This window comes from Vibrio crassostreae 9ZC13 (assembly GCF_000272045.2).
Lineage (GTDB): Bacteria > Pseudomonadota > Gammaproteobacteria > Enterobacterales > Vibrionaceae > Vibrio > Vibrio crassostreae_C.
The window spans coordinates 1,388,409-1,403,515 of sequence record NZ_AJYZ02000019.1 but is presented as its reverse complement, the minus strand read 5'-3'; the positions used below and the strand labels follow the sequence as shown (position 1 = coordinate 1,403,515).

The window sequence follows — 15,107 nt, the reverse complement described above, 5'->3', positions numbered from 1 at the left end:
ATGTCTGAATACGGAGCGATCATTCGCTGGAAAAAAGCAGAAGATGAAGTCTTTAGCGACAATCAATACAGTCGAGGTCATACGTGGGAGTTCGATGGTGGTGTCACTGTGCCTGCTTCGTCCTCTCCACATGTTGTGCCACTGCCGTTTTCGGTGGAAGCGAATGTTGATCCAGAAGAAGCGTTTATCGCGGCACTTTCTAGCTGCCATATGCTGACGTTTTTGGGCATTGCCGCAAAGCAGAAGTACGTGATCGACTCCTATGTCGATGATGCGATTGGTGTGCTGGAAGAAGATGAATCTGGCCGCTCATCGGTCACTAAGGTGACTCTGCGCCCTAAAATTGTGTTTTTAGGTACCAAAAAGCCCACCGCCAAGCAGCTCGACAAACTGCACCACTTGGCGCACAAAAACTGCTTTATCGCGAACTCGGTAAAAACGGACATTGTGGTAGAAACTAAAGCGTAAACCACACACGTTAACATCCAAAAACCGCGAGGTTGCTTAGTGCATCACTGGCGGTTTTTTTGTGTCTGTGTAATCCTACGTACGGTTTTAATTGAGTGACAGTTAGAAAGTTTTGAGAGATAGGTAGAGAGCTCTTGAATGGTAGGAATAGATTGATTAGCAGAGAGTTATGTTTAGCGTCCCATTGAATAGTTTTGTACATCGTGTGAGTGATAAAAGCCAAGTGATGGTGAATGCTGCGGAATGTGGATGTCAGTTGAAACGAGTTCGTCGTTCGCGTAATTGGCTGTTGGTCGCTCAAGAGTATCAACTCGTTGAATTTAAAACGATGTTAACCCATGAAAAAGACGGTTGGATAGCAATTGCAATCGACAAAGTGCTGCCTAAACCCGTGGTGTGTTTGGCATCTCTGTTGGCCGCTACACCTTCAATGACTGTGGCTCAGCTGGTGATGGAATCTGGATGTTCAATGGCCGAAGCAAGACGTGCTATTGATGAACATGAAGGTCTGTAGGCGTATTCAAATCGTGTGAAAAGAGAATTGCGAGCAGCAAAAAGCCCGTAACGATATTGCGCTGGAAAACGTCATATCGTTACGGGCTTTATCATCTGTGCTGCTGTTAAGCTAAGCCATGCGGCTGATGAAGCATTGAATCGATTAAGAGTTCGCTACTTTTACACGAATCGTGTTTTTGCCAAGCTTTGACAAGTTCAGCTTGTTTAGTGCCGCTTTAGCTTCTTCTTGCTCTGGCATTTCAACAAAAGCGAAGCCTTTTGAGTCGCCAGTTTCTTGGTCTAAAACTAGGCTGCACTCTTTTACTGAGCCAAACTCAGAAAATAGCACACGGATGTCTTGCTCAGAGGTAGAGCGCGATAGGTTACGAACTAGAAGTTTCATAATAAACCTTGAATATGAATTTACGCCGAGCATTGTCGCACACTTTCATGCTCACCCTCACAAATAATTACTCTAATCATTTCTTTGGTAATGTGTCGCTCTATTTACCGATTAAGCGAGCTGTTTACCTGCTAGCCGCGGTTTATCGTGATATCTGACACGAATCCATGCTCTGTGCTGGTCAACGCCTGTTGTAGCATCTGAGCGGCTTCTTGCGCGGTCATAAAGCTCGAGGTATCCATGCCTTTACCGCTTGTATTCCAAAACTCGGTCGCCATTCCTCCAGGGTAAACCGCCACGATTTTCATCGGGTGACCTTTTAGCTCTAACCTTACCGATTCGATAAAGCCTTTCACGGCCCATTTTGCCGCGCAGTAGGTGGACTCTTCCGCTTTAGCACCTTGTGCCGCCGTCGACATCACCACAGCGATGGTGACCGATTGATCTTTGTAGCGCTGTACAAGCTCGCGAATCAAAAAGATTGAAGACTCAATATTGTTCTTCAGCATGTCGCTGATGATGGTTGGATCTTGCTGTTCTATCTTACCGAAGTACCCACTGCCAGCGCTGTGGATCACCAGTTTCGGCATTTCAGGTAACGCATCCAATAACTCGCTCACTGAGTGCGGGTCACAGAGATCACACGCTTGGCTAATGGTATTCGCAGGTAGGCCTTGCGCCACTTCTGCTAAACGTTGTGCATTGCGACCTGTAATGGCTACGCGCTGAGCGTCGGCGTTAGCATATTGTTTCGCGAGAGCTGCGCCTAAACCGCTGCTTGATCCGGTAATTAAAATCATACTGTCTTCAATTTGTAGAGTTGATTCGAGATAGTAAGGGGCTAGGCTAAGATTTTCTGAGATCTATGGCTAAAGTTGATCGATAGCCTGGTTGATAGGTTGATAGGTTGATAGGTTGATAGCTTGGGTGATCGGTCGAGCGGTAAGGCTGAGCTAAGAAAGTGGGGGAAAGCCGTTAAGAATCGACGGGTTTAGCAAGAAATAACAGCGTTAAAAAACAACGAACTAACAAGTAAAAGCGCCGGCATAGAGCCAGCGCTTTTGAGTAATCATAAGTGATTATTCGTCGTCGAACTGTTTGATCGTGAACGCGTCTTCGATTCGGTTAAGCTCTTCTTGTTCTTTCACTCGCTTCTCTTCTTGCAGAGTCGCTCTCGTTTCGTTGAAACGTTTTTTCTCTGACTTAGTCAGGAATTTTACAGCTTTTTTGTTGGTCAGTGCGTAAGCAACTACGTCTTCACCTTTTTCTCTGCGGTCGTTTACGCGTTGTGAGAAACGTTCATTGTCGCGAGCTTTACGCTCCGCTGAGGTCAACTTGCTCATGCTTTAAAGCCTTTTCAATTATTCATGGTAGGGAATCTACGCTTAGCGAAACAAATGGGGACTGCTTAGTGTCAGTCTAGTCCATTTGTATGCTGGTGGCGCATCTTAGCACAATGGCTTGAGCATGCAGGTATGCTATTCGAGGGATCAAACAAAACAGCCCACAATTTTCGTTGTGGGCTGTTTTGTTACGTACTGGAGATGTAGTCATCGTTTTAAAACTAAGAATCAGAAACGGCAGTTACATCAAATCTTCTCGATGTATAAGATGACCTCTCCGACTTTAAAGCCAAACTTAGACATCTCAGTCTTGTTGAACAAGCGTTTATCGTCCATTAAGAACATCCAATCATCGAGCACCACTTCATAGGTGCTGCCGTCTACTTCAATCTCTAAGTCATATTTCCAATACAGCGCAGAACCTTGGGTTTCACCATAAGCGGTTCCAACGACATCGTTGGCAGTCCCAGAATAGGTGTTTTCGCCCGTTTTGATTAGATTCCAAACGCGAGTTGAGCGCTCGCCATCAGCAAAAGAGAACCACTCTTTTATTTTTCCGTTGTCACCGTCCCAAGTCGCGATCAGTTTGGCACCAAAGCGGCGCAGTAAGTTACCAGAGCGGTCTAGCACCATGCCGTAGGCCATTAGCTCGCCATTAAAAAAGGTTTCAAGCTTGAGCTCTGGCGTAGTGTCGACATGGTCTTCTAAACTTGCAGAGCCACAGCCCACTAGCCAAGTTAGTGAAAAAAATGCCAGAGCAAATTTTATTATTGTTGTTTTTGGATTCATTTGTTCAAACCTAAAAGTTGTTTACGAAGACCGGGTTCAGAGGTGTTTTCAGACAACCAAATCGCTAGAAAGGCTTCACCAAATTGCTTGTCTTGGATGGTGCCGATCGGTTGTTCATCGAAATAAAAACGACTTACGTTATCTTCAGCGACACGAATCGTGAGTGTGCTTCCTTCTTCCACGTTCGGCCACATCGCGTACAAGGGTTTCAACCAACGTTGAATGTTGCTGTCAGAGTAGCCAAGCTTGTTCCACTGATCTTCGGTAGCGTCTACGAGGTCTTTGCTATCGATAGAGCGGTAATACTCAAGCTTCAAAGCTCGTTCGGAGTTGGTTGGAGTCGCGTAGAATTCTGCCGAGTAGAGAGTCCAAAACAGGTAACTCATTTCACCCTCACCACGTTTGTTCAGATCATCGACAGCAGAGGCTCTAGCGTGTCCGGCAAATAACAGCGCAGCAAAGATTAACGGGAGAGTAATAAAGCTTAGAAGTGTGTTTTTTGCTTGCTGATGAGCGCGAACAATACCTCGCTCAGGTTTGAACGTTTGTGTCGGGTTGCGTGGATAAGCCATAAGTCACCTCGTTATTGCCATTTTAGGTTGTATTAAGTTGGAGTAGGCGGCCACCAGTAAGGGCAACAAAATCCCCCAACTTATTGCAAGGGCAGCAACTACCGATGCATCTGGCCAAGTAGTAAGAAGAGCACCTGCTTTGATGCCTCCCCAATAACTACTAGTACCTGCTACGAACCCTATGACAAACAAGATCACTTTCGAGCATTTTAAAAGCCAATTTAGGCTGTGGTTAAAACTGATTAAGAACATGATCCACAGGCAGACAAGCCACACCGGGAACCACGATTGATTCGCAATTTCAGAGTCGACGGCAAACACGCCGAAGTGGAGTAAGAGGCTATCAAGCAATAGCCCCAATGGTAATAAAATGAGTATCTTCAAATCGCTACTGCGAGTCGGTGATAGAAGGAAGTGAACCACTACAATCAGTGGTGTGACGAACGGGGCTTGCGCGGTAAAGAAAGCACTGCAAACCCAGGTCGCTTGAAACAGTACGAGATTAATAATCCAAAACCGCTTCATCTTTTTCTCCAAAGTAACGAGGTTTTCTTGCGACTACATGGTGAGTGCTGATCACGCGCTCTTTGAATGCGCCTTCACAGTAGCAGAAGTAGAAGGTCCATAAGCGTTTAAACTCTTCTGAATAGCCGAGAGACTCTAGCTCTTCCCAACTATTTTCAAAGGCGATGTTCCAATCATTCAGCGTTCGAGCGTAGTGCAGGCCAATGTCATCAATTTCTTGAACCACAAGGTCGGTGCTGGTCGCAAGGTGTTGGGTCATCACTGAAACAGAAGGTAGGCAACCGCCGGGGAAGATGTACTTCTGAATAAAGTCGACACCTTTACGGTATTTGTCGTAACGGCTGTCAGCAATAGTAATTGCTTGAATCAGCATCTTGCCTGAGGGCTTAAGTAGCGAGGAACATTTTTCAAAGAAGGTTTGTAGATACTCATGTCCGACCGCCTCTATCATCTCGATCGAAACCAACTTGTCATACTCACCAGTGAGATTGCGATAATCCTCTTTGAGCAGGGTGATTTTGTCGGTTAAACCAAGCGCTTTTACTCTCTGTTCAGCAAGTGCATGTTGGGCATCTGAGATCGTGGTAGTGGTGACGTGGCAACCGTAGTGTTGCGCCATGAAGATGGCTAAGCCGCCCCACCCTGTGCCTATCTCGACCACGCTATCTTTCTCAGACAGTTCTAGTCGCTCACAGATGGTTTTCATTTTGTTTTGTTGAGCCTTCGACAAGGTTTCTGCGTCTTCGCTGTAGATTGCGGAAGAGTACTGCATCGAGCTATCTAAGAAGCGCTCATACAGCTCGTTGCCAATATCGTAGTGGGCGAGAATATTTCGCTTAGAGCCTTGCTCGGTGTTGGCATTCTTACGACGCAGCAATAGGTTTTTGATGCGAGAAATCCATTGTGTCTTGTCATCAAGTTCATCCAATTGGGCTTGGTTACGAGCCATGATTTGAATCACACGCGTTAGATTTGGGCTGGTCCATTTACCATCGATATAGGCTTCAGATGCGCCGATACTGCCGTTGATGACCACATCTCTAAAAAAGGTCGCATCATGAATCACGATTCGACCTTTCAAGTCTGCTTCTCGATCACCGAACACCGAATGCTGGTCGCGCTCAATGATCTCGAGCGTCGCGAATTGCAGGCTTTCTAACACCTTGAAGATTAAAGCTCGATATTTACAGTTGCTTGAAACAGCAACGGCTTTAGCTTGTTGTTCAATATTGTTGTTTTGTTTGGCAAGCTGTTCCATGTAAACCTCGCTGATAACTCATTCTAATATTTTGTGCCAACTAAGCTGAGTTCTGCTCCTTGATTGGAGCGAACCCAAGCTTCAATTGAGTTCTTTCATGTGCGCTTAAGACGTTGAGTCTGGATGCGCCACAAACGGTACTTTTTTCAGGAATAATTTGAGAGCCTGATAATAAATTCCCATCACGACTTTTATCGTCATCGCCGGAATCTTGAATACCGTTCGTCTAATGTTTGTCTTGGTTACTGACTGCTTCGTCAGAGCCAGTGTCGCATCGAAAAGCTTGTCGTCTCGGCGGCTTTCGATGTGAACTAACGTGCGTTTCGCTGGTGGCTTAATCTTCCAAAAATAAGTCATGTTCAAATCCATGAACGGCGAAACGTGAAACTCTTTTTTTACCTTCAATTCTTGGTGCATGTCGATGAGATAGTAGTGTCTTTCTCGCCAAGGCGTGTTACTCACCTCAGCCAACATGTACTTACAATCTCCAGTCTCGTCATAACAGAAGAAACAGTTGATTGGGCTGAAGTAGATGCCTAAACAGCGGCACTGAGCCAGCATCGTCACACGGTTTGAATCAGACCAAACCCCACCAAGTTGTTGCACTTTGGAAGCTATACGTTGCTTAAGTGATTTTGGTTCATCCGTGGTGACATTTTCTTTTTTTTCAGCGAGATAATCCGATTCGACAAAGCGAATCGGGTTGTACCAACGAGTTCCGAACAGCGCACTGCGCGCTGTGGTTTGGGGCAGCTCATCAAGATCTAACCCCATCATATACAGCTGATAGCTGAACTCATGAGTGATGTCGCCAAAGCGGCGATGTCTGACGTTACCCCAATAGATACCGCTGAGCTCTTCACTCTTTTCGGATGCGATCCCCATCTCGGGTGTCAGGGTTTGACTGTTCATAGCGCGGAACTCGTACTCAAATCTAAACCGAAGCGTTTGGTCACATCGAGTGCACTGTGGACACCGTCTTCATGGAAGCCGTTATACCAATAAGCGCCAGCAAAGTGCGTCTGGTTTTTGCCACAGATTTGCTCACGCTTGTGCTGAGCTTCGACCGTGTTCGAATTAAGTACCGGGTGATGATAAACAAAGCTGCGAATAATTTTTTCTGGGTCGATGGCTTCGCTTTGATTCAAGGTGACACAGAAGGTGTCTTGGCTTTCGATGCCTTGCAGAATGTTCATGTTGTACGTGACACAGGCAGGTCGTTTACTGTCGCCATCTAACATGTAGTTCCAGCTTGCCCAAGCCAGTTTTCTGTCTGGTAACAAGCGAGTATCGGTGTGCAGAACCACTTCATTGCGGCTGTATGGGATCTCGCCCAGTACCTGTTGCTCTTGTTCTGTTGCATCACCAAGCAAGCGTAAGGCTTGGTCTGAGTGGCAAGCAAAGATTACTTCGTCGAAGTCTTGTGCGCTGCCATCTTCAAATTCAATCGTGACGCCTGTTTCTTGGCGAGTCACTTGTTTAATCGATGTATTGAGTGCAACGGGTTTGTTTAAGCGTGAAAGGATGATTTCAACATAAGAACGCGATCCCTTTGGAATCACATACCACTGAGGACGGTTCGCGATATCGAGCAATCCGTGGTTGTAGAAAAACTGGATGAAGAACTTGAGCTCAAACTCTTCCATCTCTTCCAAGCTTGTCGACCAAATCGCCGCGCCCATCGGTAGGATATAGTGCTGACTGAAAAAGTCGGAAAATTGATTATCGCGTAGGAAGCTGCCGAGGGTAACGTCTGGTGTGAATTCATTGCTTTCAAACTGAGCCTTACACAGTTTGTTGAACTTGAGAATGTCAGACACTAAAGACCAGAACTGAGGTTTGAAGATGTTGCTCCTCTGCGCGAATAACGAATTAATGCTGTGGCCGTTGTACTCGAACTTAGTGGTGGTGTTGTGGACGCTGAAGCTCATCTCAGTCGGTTGCCTTTCGACACCGAGTTGTTCTAGAAGCTGATTGAAATTCGGGTAGGTTCGATCGTTGAATACGATGAAACCTGTATCTATCGAAAACGCCGAGCCTTGATGTTCAATATCAACGGTCGCGGTGTGGCCCCCAACGTAATCGTTCTTTTCGAATACTGTTACGTCGTGGTGCTTATCTAATATATGCGCGCAAGTGAGTCCAGAGATACCTGAACCAATAATGGCGATTTTCTTCATTGTTATACCATCCTTGAAGCGAGTTTTTGCCAAACTGGAGTTGGGAGCATTCTTAGTAGCTTCATCAACATGATGAATCGTCTTGGGAAATCGATTTCACTCTTTCCTTGAGCGATACCATTTACGATTCGCTGAGTTGCGGCCTCACTACTAATAATCATAGGCATAGAGAACGTATTTCGCTCGGTTAATGGCGTTTCAACAAAGCCAGGGTGCACAATTGAGACATGAATGTTGTGCGTTGCCAGATCAACCGAAAGTGTTCTGCCTAAGTAGGTGAGGGCTGCCTTTGAAGCGCCATAAGCCTCGGCTCTTGGCAAAGGTAAAAAGCTGGCGCTGGAGCTGACTAAAACCAAACGGCCGCCGGGCTTGATGTTTTTTAACCAAGCTTTAAGGGCGTAGCCAATTGAAATTAGGTTTATGTTGATGACGCGCTCAAAAAGCTCGGCATCAAAATTCACTGGGTCGTCGATGTACTCACAATCACCGGCATTTAAAATCAGCAGATCGAGCGGCTTGTCTTGGTCGAGTTCTGGAAAGTTGTGGTAATCAGTCAGATCGAAACAGAGCGGTGAAATTGATGAATGCGCGACGTCTGTCTCGTGCGAGTCAACTAAGGCTTGCAGCTTGTCTGAGTTGCGGCCACAAGCAATCACCTGATGCCCTTGCTGAGCGTAATCTTTAGCTAGGGATTGGCCGATACCTGAGGTCGCGCCTGTAATCATAATACGCATTATCGGCTCGCCCTCTTTTTGATGGATTTGATCGCGCAGCCCAGTACTGGAATGTGTTCGTACAACATAGAGCCGACGTCGAGGTAGTCTCTGTGGTAGACCACTTGACCGTCGAGCATCTTAATGTGGCTGTGCCCTTGTACTTCGATTGGCTTTTGCCCATTTAATTGCTTGTGAGCAAACTGCATCGTCCAGTAAACGGAAGCTTCGTCGTTCGCTTCGAAAGTGTGTTCGATATGAAAGTAACAGCTGGTTACTTGGGTGTAGAGGTTCTCGAAGTAGTGCGTAAGCGCCGAAATACCGCTGACATGATGCAGCGGATCTTGGAATTCAATATCAGGGTGATAAACCGTCTTAAGCACGTCGAAATTGTCGGTTCCGAGTTCTCGATACATGTTGAGAAAGTTATCAAGCCATAGAGAGTTATCCATAATATTCACTCTAATTATTTGAAGAAGGCTAAGGCTCTCAATCGTGCTTCTTTATGCTCAACGATGGGTTGCCAGTATTCGCTGTCTATTCCGTTTTTAGCGATAAAGTCATGTGGGAAATGTACATGCTTATCTGGGATATTTTGCAGCTCTGGTATGTACTTACGAATAAAAATTCCTTTTGGATCAAACTTTTCACTCTGAGTGATTGGATTGAAAATTCGGAAGTAAGGTTGAGCATCACAGCCAGTACTTGAAGCCCACTGCCAGCCACCATTGTTGGCACTAAAGTCTCCGTCGATAAGGTGCGACATAAAGAAACGCTCGCCCCAACGCCAGTCAATAAGCAGGTGCTTGGTTAGGAAGCTTGCCACCACCATTCTTAGTCTGTTGTGCATCCAGCCCGTTTCAACCAGTTGACGCATTGCGGCATCAACCAATGGATATCCTGTTTTTCCTTCGCACCACGCCTTGAAGCTAGGGTTGTCGTGATACCAATCTAAGCCGTTGTATTTCTGCTGAAAGTTCGCACCTTTAACCAGTTTAGGATGATGGAACATCAAATGCTTATAAAAATCTCGCCAAATCAATTCATTAAGCCAAGAAAAGGCTGGTAACTGAGTATCAAATAACAAGTCCGGCTGTTGCTGAATCAACTGAATCGCTAACCAACGTGGGCTCACAGCGCCAATCGCCAAATAAGGGGATAGTCCAGACGTGCCTTTTATCGAGGGAATGTCTCTAAGGCGAGAATAATCGTTAACTTTATTGGCTAAGAAATTGGGGATCACATTGCCCAATACATCTTGGCTTAATGGCCAGCGACTCGAATCAACACGCGGAAAATCGAAATCATAGTCAGCAGAGATGGTTAAGGCTTGTAAGTCGTCAGGAAGCTGTGTTTGTGAACGTTCAGCTGACTCGACAGGAGCTGGACTGCAGATGATGCCTTTCACCTGAACTTCTTTTAACCAAGCGTTCTTAAAGGGCGTAAAGACTTTGAACATCTCGCCTTGTTTGTTGAGAACGCTACCGAGTGGCAGCATAACGTCACAATCGCTGATCTTCAGGTTTAGGCCGCTTGAAATCAGCTTTTTATCGCGAGCTTGTTCATCGACCTCTGGTTCAGAGTTAGCGTAGACGCACTTGGCATCAAGCTGCTGGCACAAATCGATGAGCTGTTTGGATTGGTCGTCAAAGTCGCTAGCTTTCAGGTGAAGCAACGTTATCCCGAATTCAGCGAGCTGGGAATCGAGTTGTTTTAGATGACGATAGATGAAATCAGCTTTGATCGGCGCAAGGTGGTGTTGCCGCCACGTTTGAGGCGTTGAAATGAAAACGGCGGTCGTTACGCCGTTTTCAACTGCCGCGACGAGCGCTGGGTTATCGTGAATCCGCAGGTCTCGTCGTATCCATAGTATGTCGCTCAATATCCGTATCTCAGTTTAAGTTCTTGAGGGTGCGGGTTTAGGTAAACCTGTGATTCTAGGTATTCGTTCGGGTATTCCATCAGGTAGTGATTGATCAGTGTCAGTGGCACTAGCAGTGGAACAACGCCCTCTCTGAATGATGCGATCTGGTTGGTCAGCTCTTGCTTGTGAGCGCTACTCAGTTGTTTTTTAAAGTAACCCTGCAAATGATGCAGCGTATTGGCGTGACTGCCTCGATTCGCGTGATGAGACAACGCCGTCATCAAGCCTTCGATGTATTGAGCCGCTAGTTCGTCGATATCTAAATCATTACCCGCTAGCAGTTTGCCTAAGCTTTTGTAACCCTCAACGTGGTGACACATGACTAGATATTTGTGGGCGCTGTGGAACTGAATCAGTTTGTGCTTGGTCACACCTTCATCCACAAGATCGAGCCATTTTTGGTAAGTGAACACTCGAGTCATGAAGTTTTCACGCAAAATGGGATCGTTAAGGCGGCCGTTTTCTTCAACGGGAAGTAACGGGTTGCCGTCCATAATTTGTTGGGTGAACATGCCTATGCCTGTCGATTCAGAGCCGCGACCATGGTGGTGGTACACCTTCACGCGCTCCATGCCGCAGGTTGGGCTTTTTTGACACACAATAAAGCCAGCAATGTGTTGGTTTTTCTTTGAGTAGTTTTGACCGAACTCGATCAGTTCGTTGGTCACATCACCTGAGCCATCAGGGCGAGAAACATGGATGATGTCATCTAGCATTCTTGTTTGACGAATGGTTGGACGAGGGGTTGGAAGACCAACAGCCATCTCTGGGCAAACAGGTTCCAATTCCACGTAGTCTGCTAGGTCGTCTGTACAAAAACGAGAGCGTTTATGACCTGTGTCGAAACGTACTTTATGTCCAGCAACACATGCACTGATACCGATTTTGATTTTCTTTTCCATTGGCCAACTCCTTTGCTCTTGCTCTGAGCTTTTTCTTATAGTTCAACATTGCTAATCGTATTTACAGAGCTGGGTGTGTTTTTACTTTGACACCGTAGTTATTTTTATTCAGATGTATTGACGATATACAGGATAGCTTTATGCCATCCTGTATATTTATAGCCTGCAACTGGGTTAATAGATATATTTTCCAAGTGGATTGAATAGTTGGCTCACACCTTTTGTGAAGTAAAGCGCATCACTTGAAACGGTTAAACAGACACAACCTTCTTTTGTTGCCGGTTGATGAGTGTGATTGCCATCCAACCAGATGAAGTCACCTTTGTTGTAAACGCCCATTTCGTCTTCGAAACTGCCCTCTAGAAGAAGCGTGATCTCGAAGCCTTTGTGGGTGTGGCAAGGCACTTGTCCATCTTTGTCGATGTGCAACAAGCTGGTGTGGTGTGCTTCGTCAGCAAAATCGAGTCTTGCTCGTGAAATTTTGCCTAGGTTCATCCAGTCCTTTCTCGCTACTGAGTTTAGAGCGCGAGGGATTGTGAATGTCGTGTCAGCAACAGTTACTTTCTGAACCTCTGGAGTCACTTCAACAGACTGAGAAGTATCAGCTGTGATTTGCTCTATCGCGTCAAAATCAAAGTCCATGTCGTCCATTGAGAAGCTGTCTAGATCTTCATTTGAGAATACTGGCTCTGCGTCAAAAGCATTATTCGCTGCTACAGCTGTAAGCTGCTTGACTTGTTGTTGGCAGTGTTCACACAGCTCTACATGGCTAGAAACAATCAAAGAAACTGAATCAGCCAACGTGCCATCGACGAAGTCTTTCAAGATTGCCGCGTTTGGGTGATGTTTAATCATGGTCTTGTTCCCCCATGTGAACTTTTAATTTGGCTAAAGCGAGTCTCAGACGTGATTTCACTGTTCCAAGTGGGACGCCAAGTTGCTGAGCGAGTTGCTCTTGAGAGAGCTCTTGAAAGTAAACGCCTTTGACGATGGTTTTCTGAGCGAGAGGCAACTTTTCTATTTGAGTCATTACGTGTCGGCTCATCAAATGGTCACCGAATGGCAAATCTTCGCTTTGAGAGTCGGCTACCATCGCATCGATTGGCCAGATATCGTCGGCTATCGTTTGTTCGGCTTTCGCTTTCACTTTGCGCAACATGTCGAATGCTGCATTACGCATTACCGTGTAGACCCAAGTGGTCGCAGCGCCTTTATCTACATTGTAGAGATGTGCTTTCTTCCAAACATTAGTCATCGTGTCTTGAACTAGCTCGTTTGCAGCAGCTTCGCCACCCAACTTACTGATACCAAAACGCTTGATCTTAGGAGCGAAGAACTTGAACAAACAGGTGAACGCCTGCTTGTCTCGGTCTGTACCAACCAACACCAGCCAGCTCGAGAGCTCTGTCGGTACTTTGTTGTCTGTAGGTACTTTGTTATCGGGAATAATGACATGCTCCTTGCCGTTCCCTGAACTTCTGCTTTCCACTTGCATAGTAACTAACCATCATGCGAATTTGATGGGCACTACGTGAAAGGAGAAAGTCGGGATCACTTTAATTTAAATTAATTTCTACTATACAAAATTATAGTGAAGAAAAGTGCTTATTGCCCCGTAATGATTTGATTCAAAAAAGGAACTAGAGACGGAAAACTGGCTGGCTCAGTAAATTCTGTTTTCTTTTCCAGTGGGATAGGCATCATTTCGAGCAATCGCGCACAGATCCATTGTGGGCTCTCAAAATCAGGAGTGGGATAGAGTGTTCTTATCGAATCGTGGTCGCGAAACAACTGAACCAAAAAAGCGGTAAACACGTTAGGCACTTTATATTCATCGGTAGGCCAGTGAGGCAACAAGCTGAACTTACTTTTAATCAGGTCATCATCGTCTCGAAACGACCCATGCAATTGCACCAACTTTTCGCCTTCGACATCAATTTCTAATATCTGGTCGTCCGACATATTGAAGTCGACGATGGTCACCTTTGTTCCCCAAGAGCTGAGATGATCAGAGTTAGATTTGTCTTGAGTGGCGATAATGAAACCATCGCCCTGCGCTGCGTGAGCGACCATCGCGAGATACTTTGGCTCAAAAATGCGCAGTCTTTGTCTGCCTCCCGGTAAAAGGAAGATGGGGAGGGGAAACACAGCGAGCTCCAGAGAAGACTCTACGGGTGTTTCTGGTTCGGCGTCTGTCCGCGTGGTCTTCCTAGGTGAATTCGGCACATAGTACTCCTTAGTTCAGATGTGATTCGAGAAGATATACGCGGGGAGGGTGGTGTTCGATCAATTCGCTTCGGCTTATGTTCGTAAAGGGATAGGTATTTTGTTGCACCTGTTCATAAATTCACTGTTTTTACCTTTTTTCATACGCGTCATTATGTAATATATGTACAAATAGTAAGCGAATGGGTAGTCGCCAGACGATGCTTATATCTGACGTTCTTCTATACCTAACATCGCATCAAAGGAATGGTCATGATTGTTATTTATGGTATCAAAGAGTGCTTAAATCCAATTAAGTTGCAGCTCTCTAATGTGTTGCAGCAGTGCTTGAATAGTGAAATGGGTTTACCCGATGACAAGCGAGCACATCGATTTGTGCCATTGGAACGGGATGACTTCTTTTACCCAGAAGGAAGAACAGAAGCCTATACCGTCATTGAGATCAACATGATGGAAGGTCGAGCGGTAAACACCAAAAAGCGTCTAATCAAGAAGATCTTTTCTGAGATTGAAAAGCAGCTCTCTATCTCTCCGATTGATATTGAAATCACCATTAAAGAGCAGCCTTCACATTGTTGGGGTTTTCGAGGGATGACGGGCGATGAAGCACAAGATTTGAAGTACAAAGTGAACGTCTAGGGTTTAAGCTCTTAACTCTTAACTCTTAACTCTTAACTCTTAACTCTTAACACGTAAGACTTAAGCCAATCTATCGAGTGACGGCTTTGGAATTTGATGCCAAAGCCGTTTTCCTAGTTCTCGACACTAACCTTTAAGCATCTAAGCATCGTCACTCTTTTTTAAATACTGATGCCAATTTTCATTGATCACGTCAAAGTGCTCAACGCAGAACTCTTTTCTGTCTTTCAAATAGTCGTTTTCCACTTCATCGAGCAAGTTCTTATAGGCATCGGGATCGCTGCCATACACCAAGCATAACGTGGAGAAGTAACGCTGCAGGTCGAAACTGTGCTCGTCGATGTATTCCCCCAAGTCGTAATACTCTGGGCGGTCTTCTGACTCGAAAGCGAACATGTCTGCAGCGCTGATAGCAGCGTCGGCCCCATGCTCTACGTAGTTAAGCAGTAGCACGGTTGCTAGGTTATCAACCGCATCTTCTTCTTTACCCAATATGGCAATGTTCTGATCTTCGATATACGCATGCCCAGTCTCGTGTAGCAGGGTGTGCAGCAAGGTATCAATAGCGCCGGTTTGCGCAGATTTCCCATACTCTTTTTCGTATTGGTTCTTCTCAAAGTAATTGAGTGACTCAGCGTAAAAACTGTAAGGGATCAGTACTTGATGGGTT

The 15,107-nt window shown here is 45.7% G+C and carries 20 protein-coding genes; 3 read left to right on the top strand and 17 right to left on the bottom strand.

The window, feature by feature from the left end; all coding sequences use genetic code 11:
- Both A136_RS07440 and A136_RS07435 read left to right on the top strand, forming a co-directional pair.
- On the top strand, positions 1-468 hold the full coding sequence (locus A136_RS07440) for an OsmC family protein (protein WP_017065091.1): 468 nt from the start codon (positions 1-3) through the stop codon (positions 466-468).
- A 169-nt stretch (positions 469-637) separates the two neighbouring features.
- Positions 638-982 (top strand): ribosome recycling factor family protein, encoded by a 345-nt coding sequence (locus A136_RS07435; protein ID WP_017061272.1) that lies wholly within the window; start codon positions 638-640, stop codon positions 980-982.
- A 144-nt stretch (positions 983-1,126) separates the two neighbouring features.
- Here the strand turns inward: A136_RS07435 and A136_RS07430 are convergent, their stop codons facing one another.
- From A136_RS07430 to A136_RS07355, 16 genes are all read right to left on the bottom strand, one after another.
- Positions 1,127-1,366 carry an RNA recognition motif domain-containing protein gene (locus tag A136_RS07430; protein WP_017061273.1) on the bottom strand — a complete coding sequence of 80 codons (240 nt, stop codon included), beginning with the start codon at positions 1,364-1,366 and terminating at the stop codon, positions 1,127-1,129.
- A gap of 131 nt (positions 1,367-1,497) precedes the next feature.
- On the bottom strand, positions 1,498-2,166 hold the full coding sequence (locus tag A136_RS07425; RefSeq protein ID WP_017065090.1) for an SDR family NAD(P)-dependent oxidoreductase: 669 nt from the start codon (positions 2,164-2,166) through the stop codon (positions 1,498-1,500).
- A gap of 279 nt (positions 2,167-2,445) precedes the next feature.
- Positions 2,446-2,709 (bottom strand): hypothetical protein, encoded by a 264-nt coding sequence (locus tag A136_RS07420; RefSeq protein WP_017061275.1) that lies wholly within the window; start codon positions 2,707-2,709, stop codon positions 2,446-2,448.
- A gap of 246 nt (positions 2,710-2,955) precedes the next feature.
- Positions 2,956-3,498: a DUF3833 domain-containing protein gene (locus A136_RS07415; protein ID WP_017065089.1), complete on the bottom strand. Its 543-nt coding sequence runs from the start codon at positions 3,496-3,498 to the stop codon at positions 2,956-2,958.
- A complete protein-coding gene (locus A136_RS07410; protein WP_017061277.1) occupies positions 3,495-4,070 on the bottom strand; it encodes a chalcone isomerase family protein in 576 nt (191 codons plus the stop codon). Before A136_RS07410 ends, A136_RS07415 begins: the two co-directional genes overlap by 4 nt.
- Positions 4,071-4,073: 3 nt before the next feature.
- Complete coding sequence (locus A136_RS07405) at positions 4,074-4,595, bottom strand: DUF2878 domain-containing protein (RefSeq protein WP_017061278.1); 522 nt, start codon at positions 4,593-4,595, stop codon at positions 4,074-4,076.
- Positions 4,573-5,853, bottom strand: coding sequence for an SAM-dependent methyltransferase (locus A136_RS07400; RefSeq protein ID WP_017061279.1), 1,281 nt, complete (start codon positions 5,851-5,853; stop codon positions 4,573-4,575). The genes A136_RS07405 and A136_RS07400 overlap by 23 nt, the downstream gene beginning before the upstream one ends.
- A 105-nt stretch (positions 5,854-5,958) precedes the next feature.
- On the bottom strand, positions 5,959-6,765 hold the full coding sequence (locus A136_RS07395) for a DUF1365 domain-containing protein (RefSeq protein ID WP_017061280.1): 807 nt from the start codon (positions 6,763-6,765) through the stop codon (positions 5,959-5,961).
- On the bottom strand, positions 6,762-8,033 hold the full coding sequence (locus A136_RS07390; RefSeq protein ID WP_017065088.1) for an NAD(P)/FAD-dependent oxidoreductase: 1,272 nt from the start codon (positions 8,031-8,033) through the stop codon (positions 6,762-6,764). Before A136_RS07390 ends, A136_RS07395 begins: the two co-directional genes overlap by 4 nt.
- A gap of 2 nt (positions 8,034-8,035) precedes the next feature.
- Positions 8,036-8,767: an SDR family NAD(P)-dependent oxidoreductase gene (locus A136_RS07385; RefSeq protein WP_017061282.1), complete on the bottom strand. Its 732-nt coding sequence runs from the start codon at positions 8,765-8,767 to the stop codon at positions 8,036-8,038.
- The gene (locus tag A136_RS07380; protein ID WP_017065087.1) at positions 8,767-9,198 is read right to left on the bottom strand and encodes a nuclear transport factor 2 family protein; all 432 of its coding nucleotides are present in this window, start codon (positions 9,196-9,198) and stop codon (positions 8,767-8,769) included. Before A136_RS07380 ends, A136_RS07385 begins: the two co-directional genes overlap by 1 nt.
- Before the next feature lie 14 nt (positions 9,199-9,212).
- Positions 9,213-10,628: a deoxyribodipyrimidine photo-lyase gene (gene phrB, locus A136_RS07375; RefSeq protein ID WP_017065086.1), complete on the bottom strand. Its 1,416-nt coding sequence runs from the start codon at positions 10,626-10,628 to the stop codon at positions 9,213-9,215.
- Positions 10,625-11,572: a YbgA family protein gene (locus A136_RS07370; protein ID WP_017060965.1), complete on the bottom strand. Its 948-nt coding sequence runs from the start codon at positions 11,570-11,572 to the stop codon at positions 10,625-10,627. Before A136_RS07370 ends, phrB begins: the two co-directional genes overlap by 4 nt.
- A gap of 174 nt (positions 11,573-11,746) precedes the next feature.
- Positions 11,747-12,427: a ChrR family anti-sigma-E factor gene (locus A136_RS07365; RefSeq protein ID WP_017060966.1), complete on the bottom strand. Its 681-nt coding sequence runs from the start codon at positions 12,425-12,427 to the stop codon at positions 11,747-11,749.
- Positions 12,420-13,067 carry a sigma-70 family RNA polymerase sigma factor gene (locus A136_RS07360; RefSeq protein WP_017065085.1) on the bottom strand — a complete coding sequence of 216 codons (648 nt, stop codon included), beginning with the start codon at positions 13,065-13,067 and terminating at the stop codon, positions 12,420-12,422. The genes A136_RS07365 and A136_RS07360 overlap by 8 nt, the downstream gene beginning before the upstream one ends.
- Positions 13,068-13,177: 110 nt before the next feature.
- Entirely contained in the window at positions 13,178-13,798 is a 621-nt protein-coding gene (locus A136_RS07355) for an LON peptidase substrate-binding domain-containing protein (protein ID WP_017065084.1), read from the bottom strand.
- Between the two features lie 252 nt (positions 13,799-14,050).
- Between A136_RS07355 and A136_RS07350 the strand changes: the two genes are divergently transcribed.
- Entirely contained in the window at positions 14,051-14,437 is a 387-nt protein-coding gene (locus A136_RS07350) for a tautomerase family protein (RefSeq protein WP_017060969.1), read from the top strand.
- Positions 14,438-14,578: 141 nt separating this feature from the next.
- On the opposite strand, the gene A136_RS07345 is transcribed toward A136_RS07350, so the two are convergent.
- Positions 14,579-15,107: DUF4344 domain-containing metallopeptidase (locus A136_RS07345; protein ID WP_017065083.1), on the bottom strand; the 529-nt coding region annotated here is incomplete at its 5' end.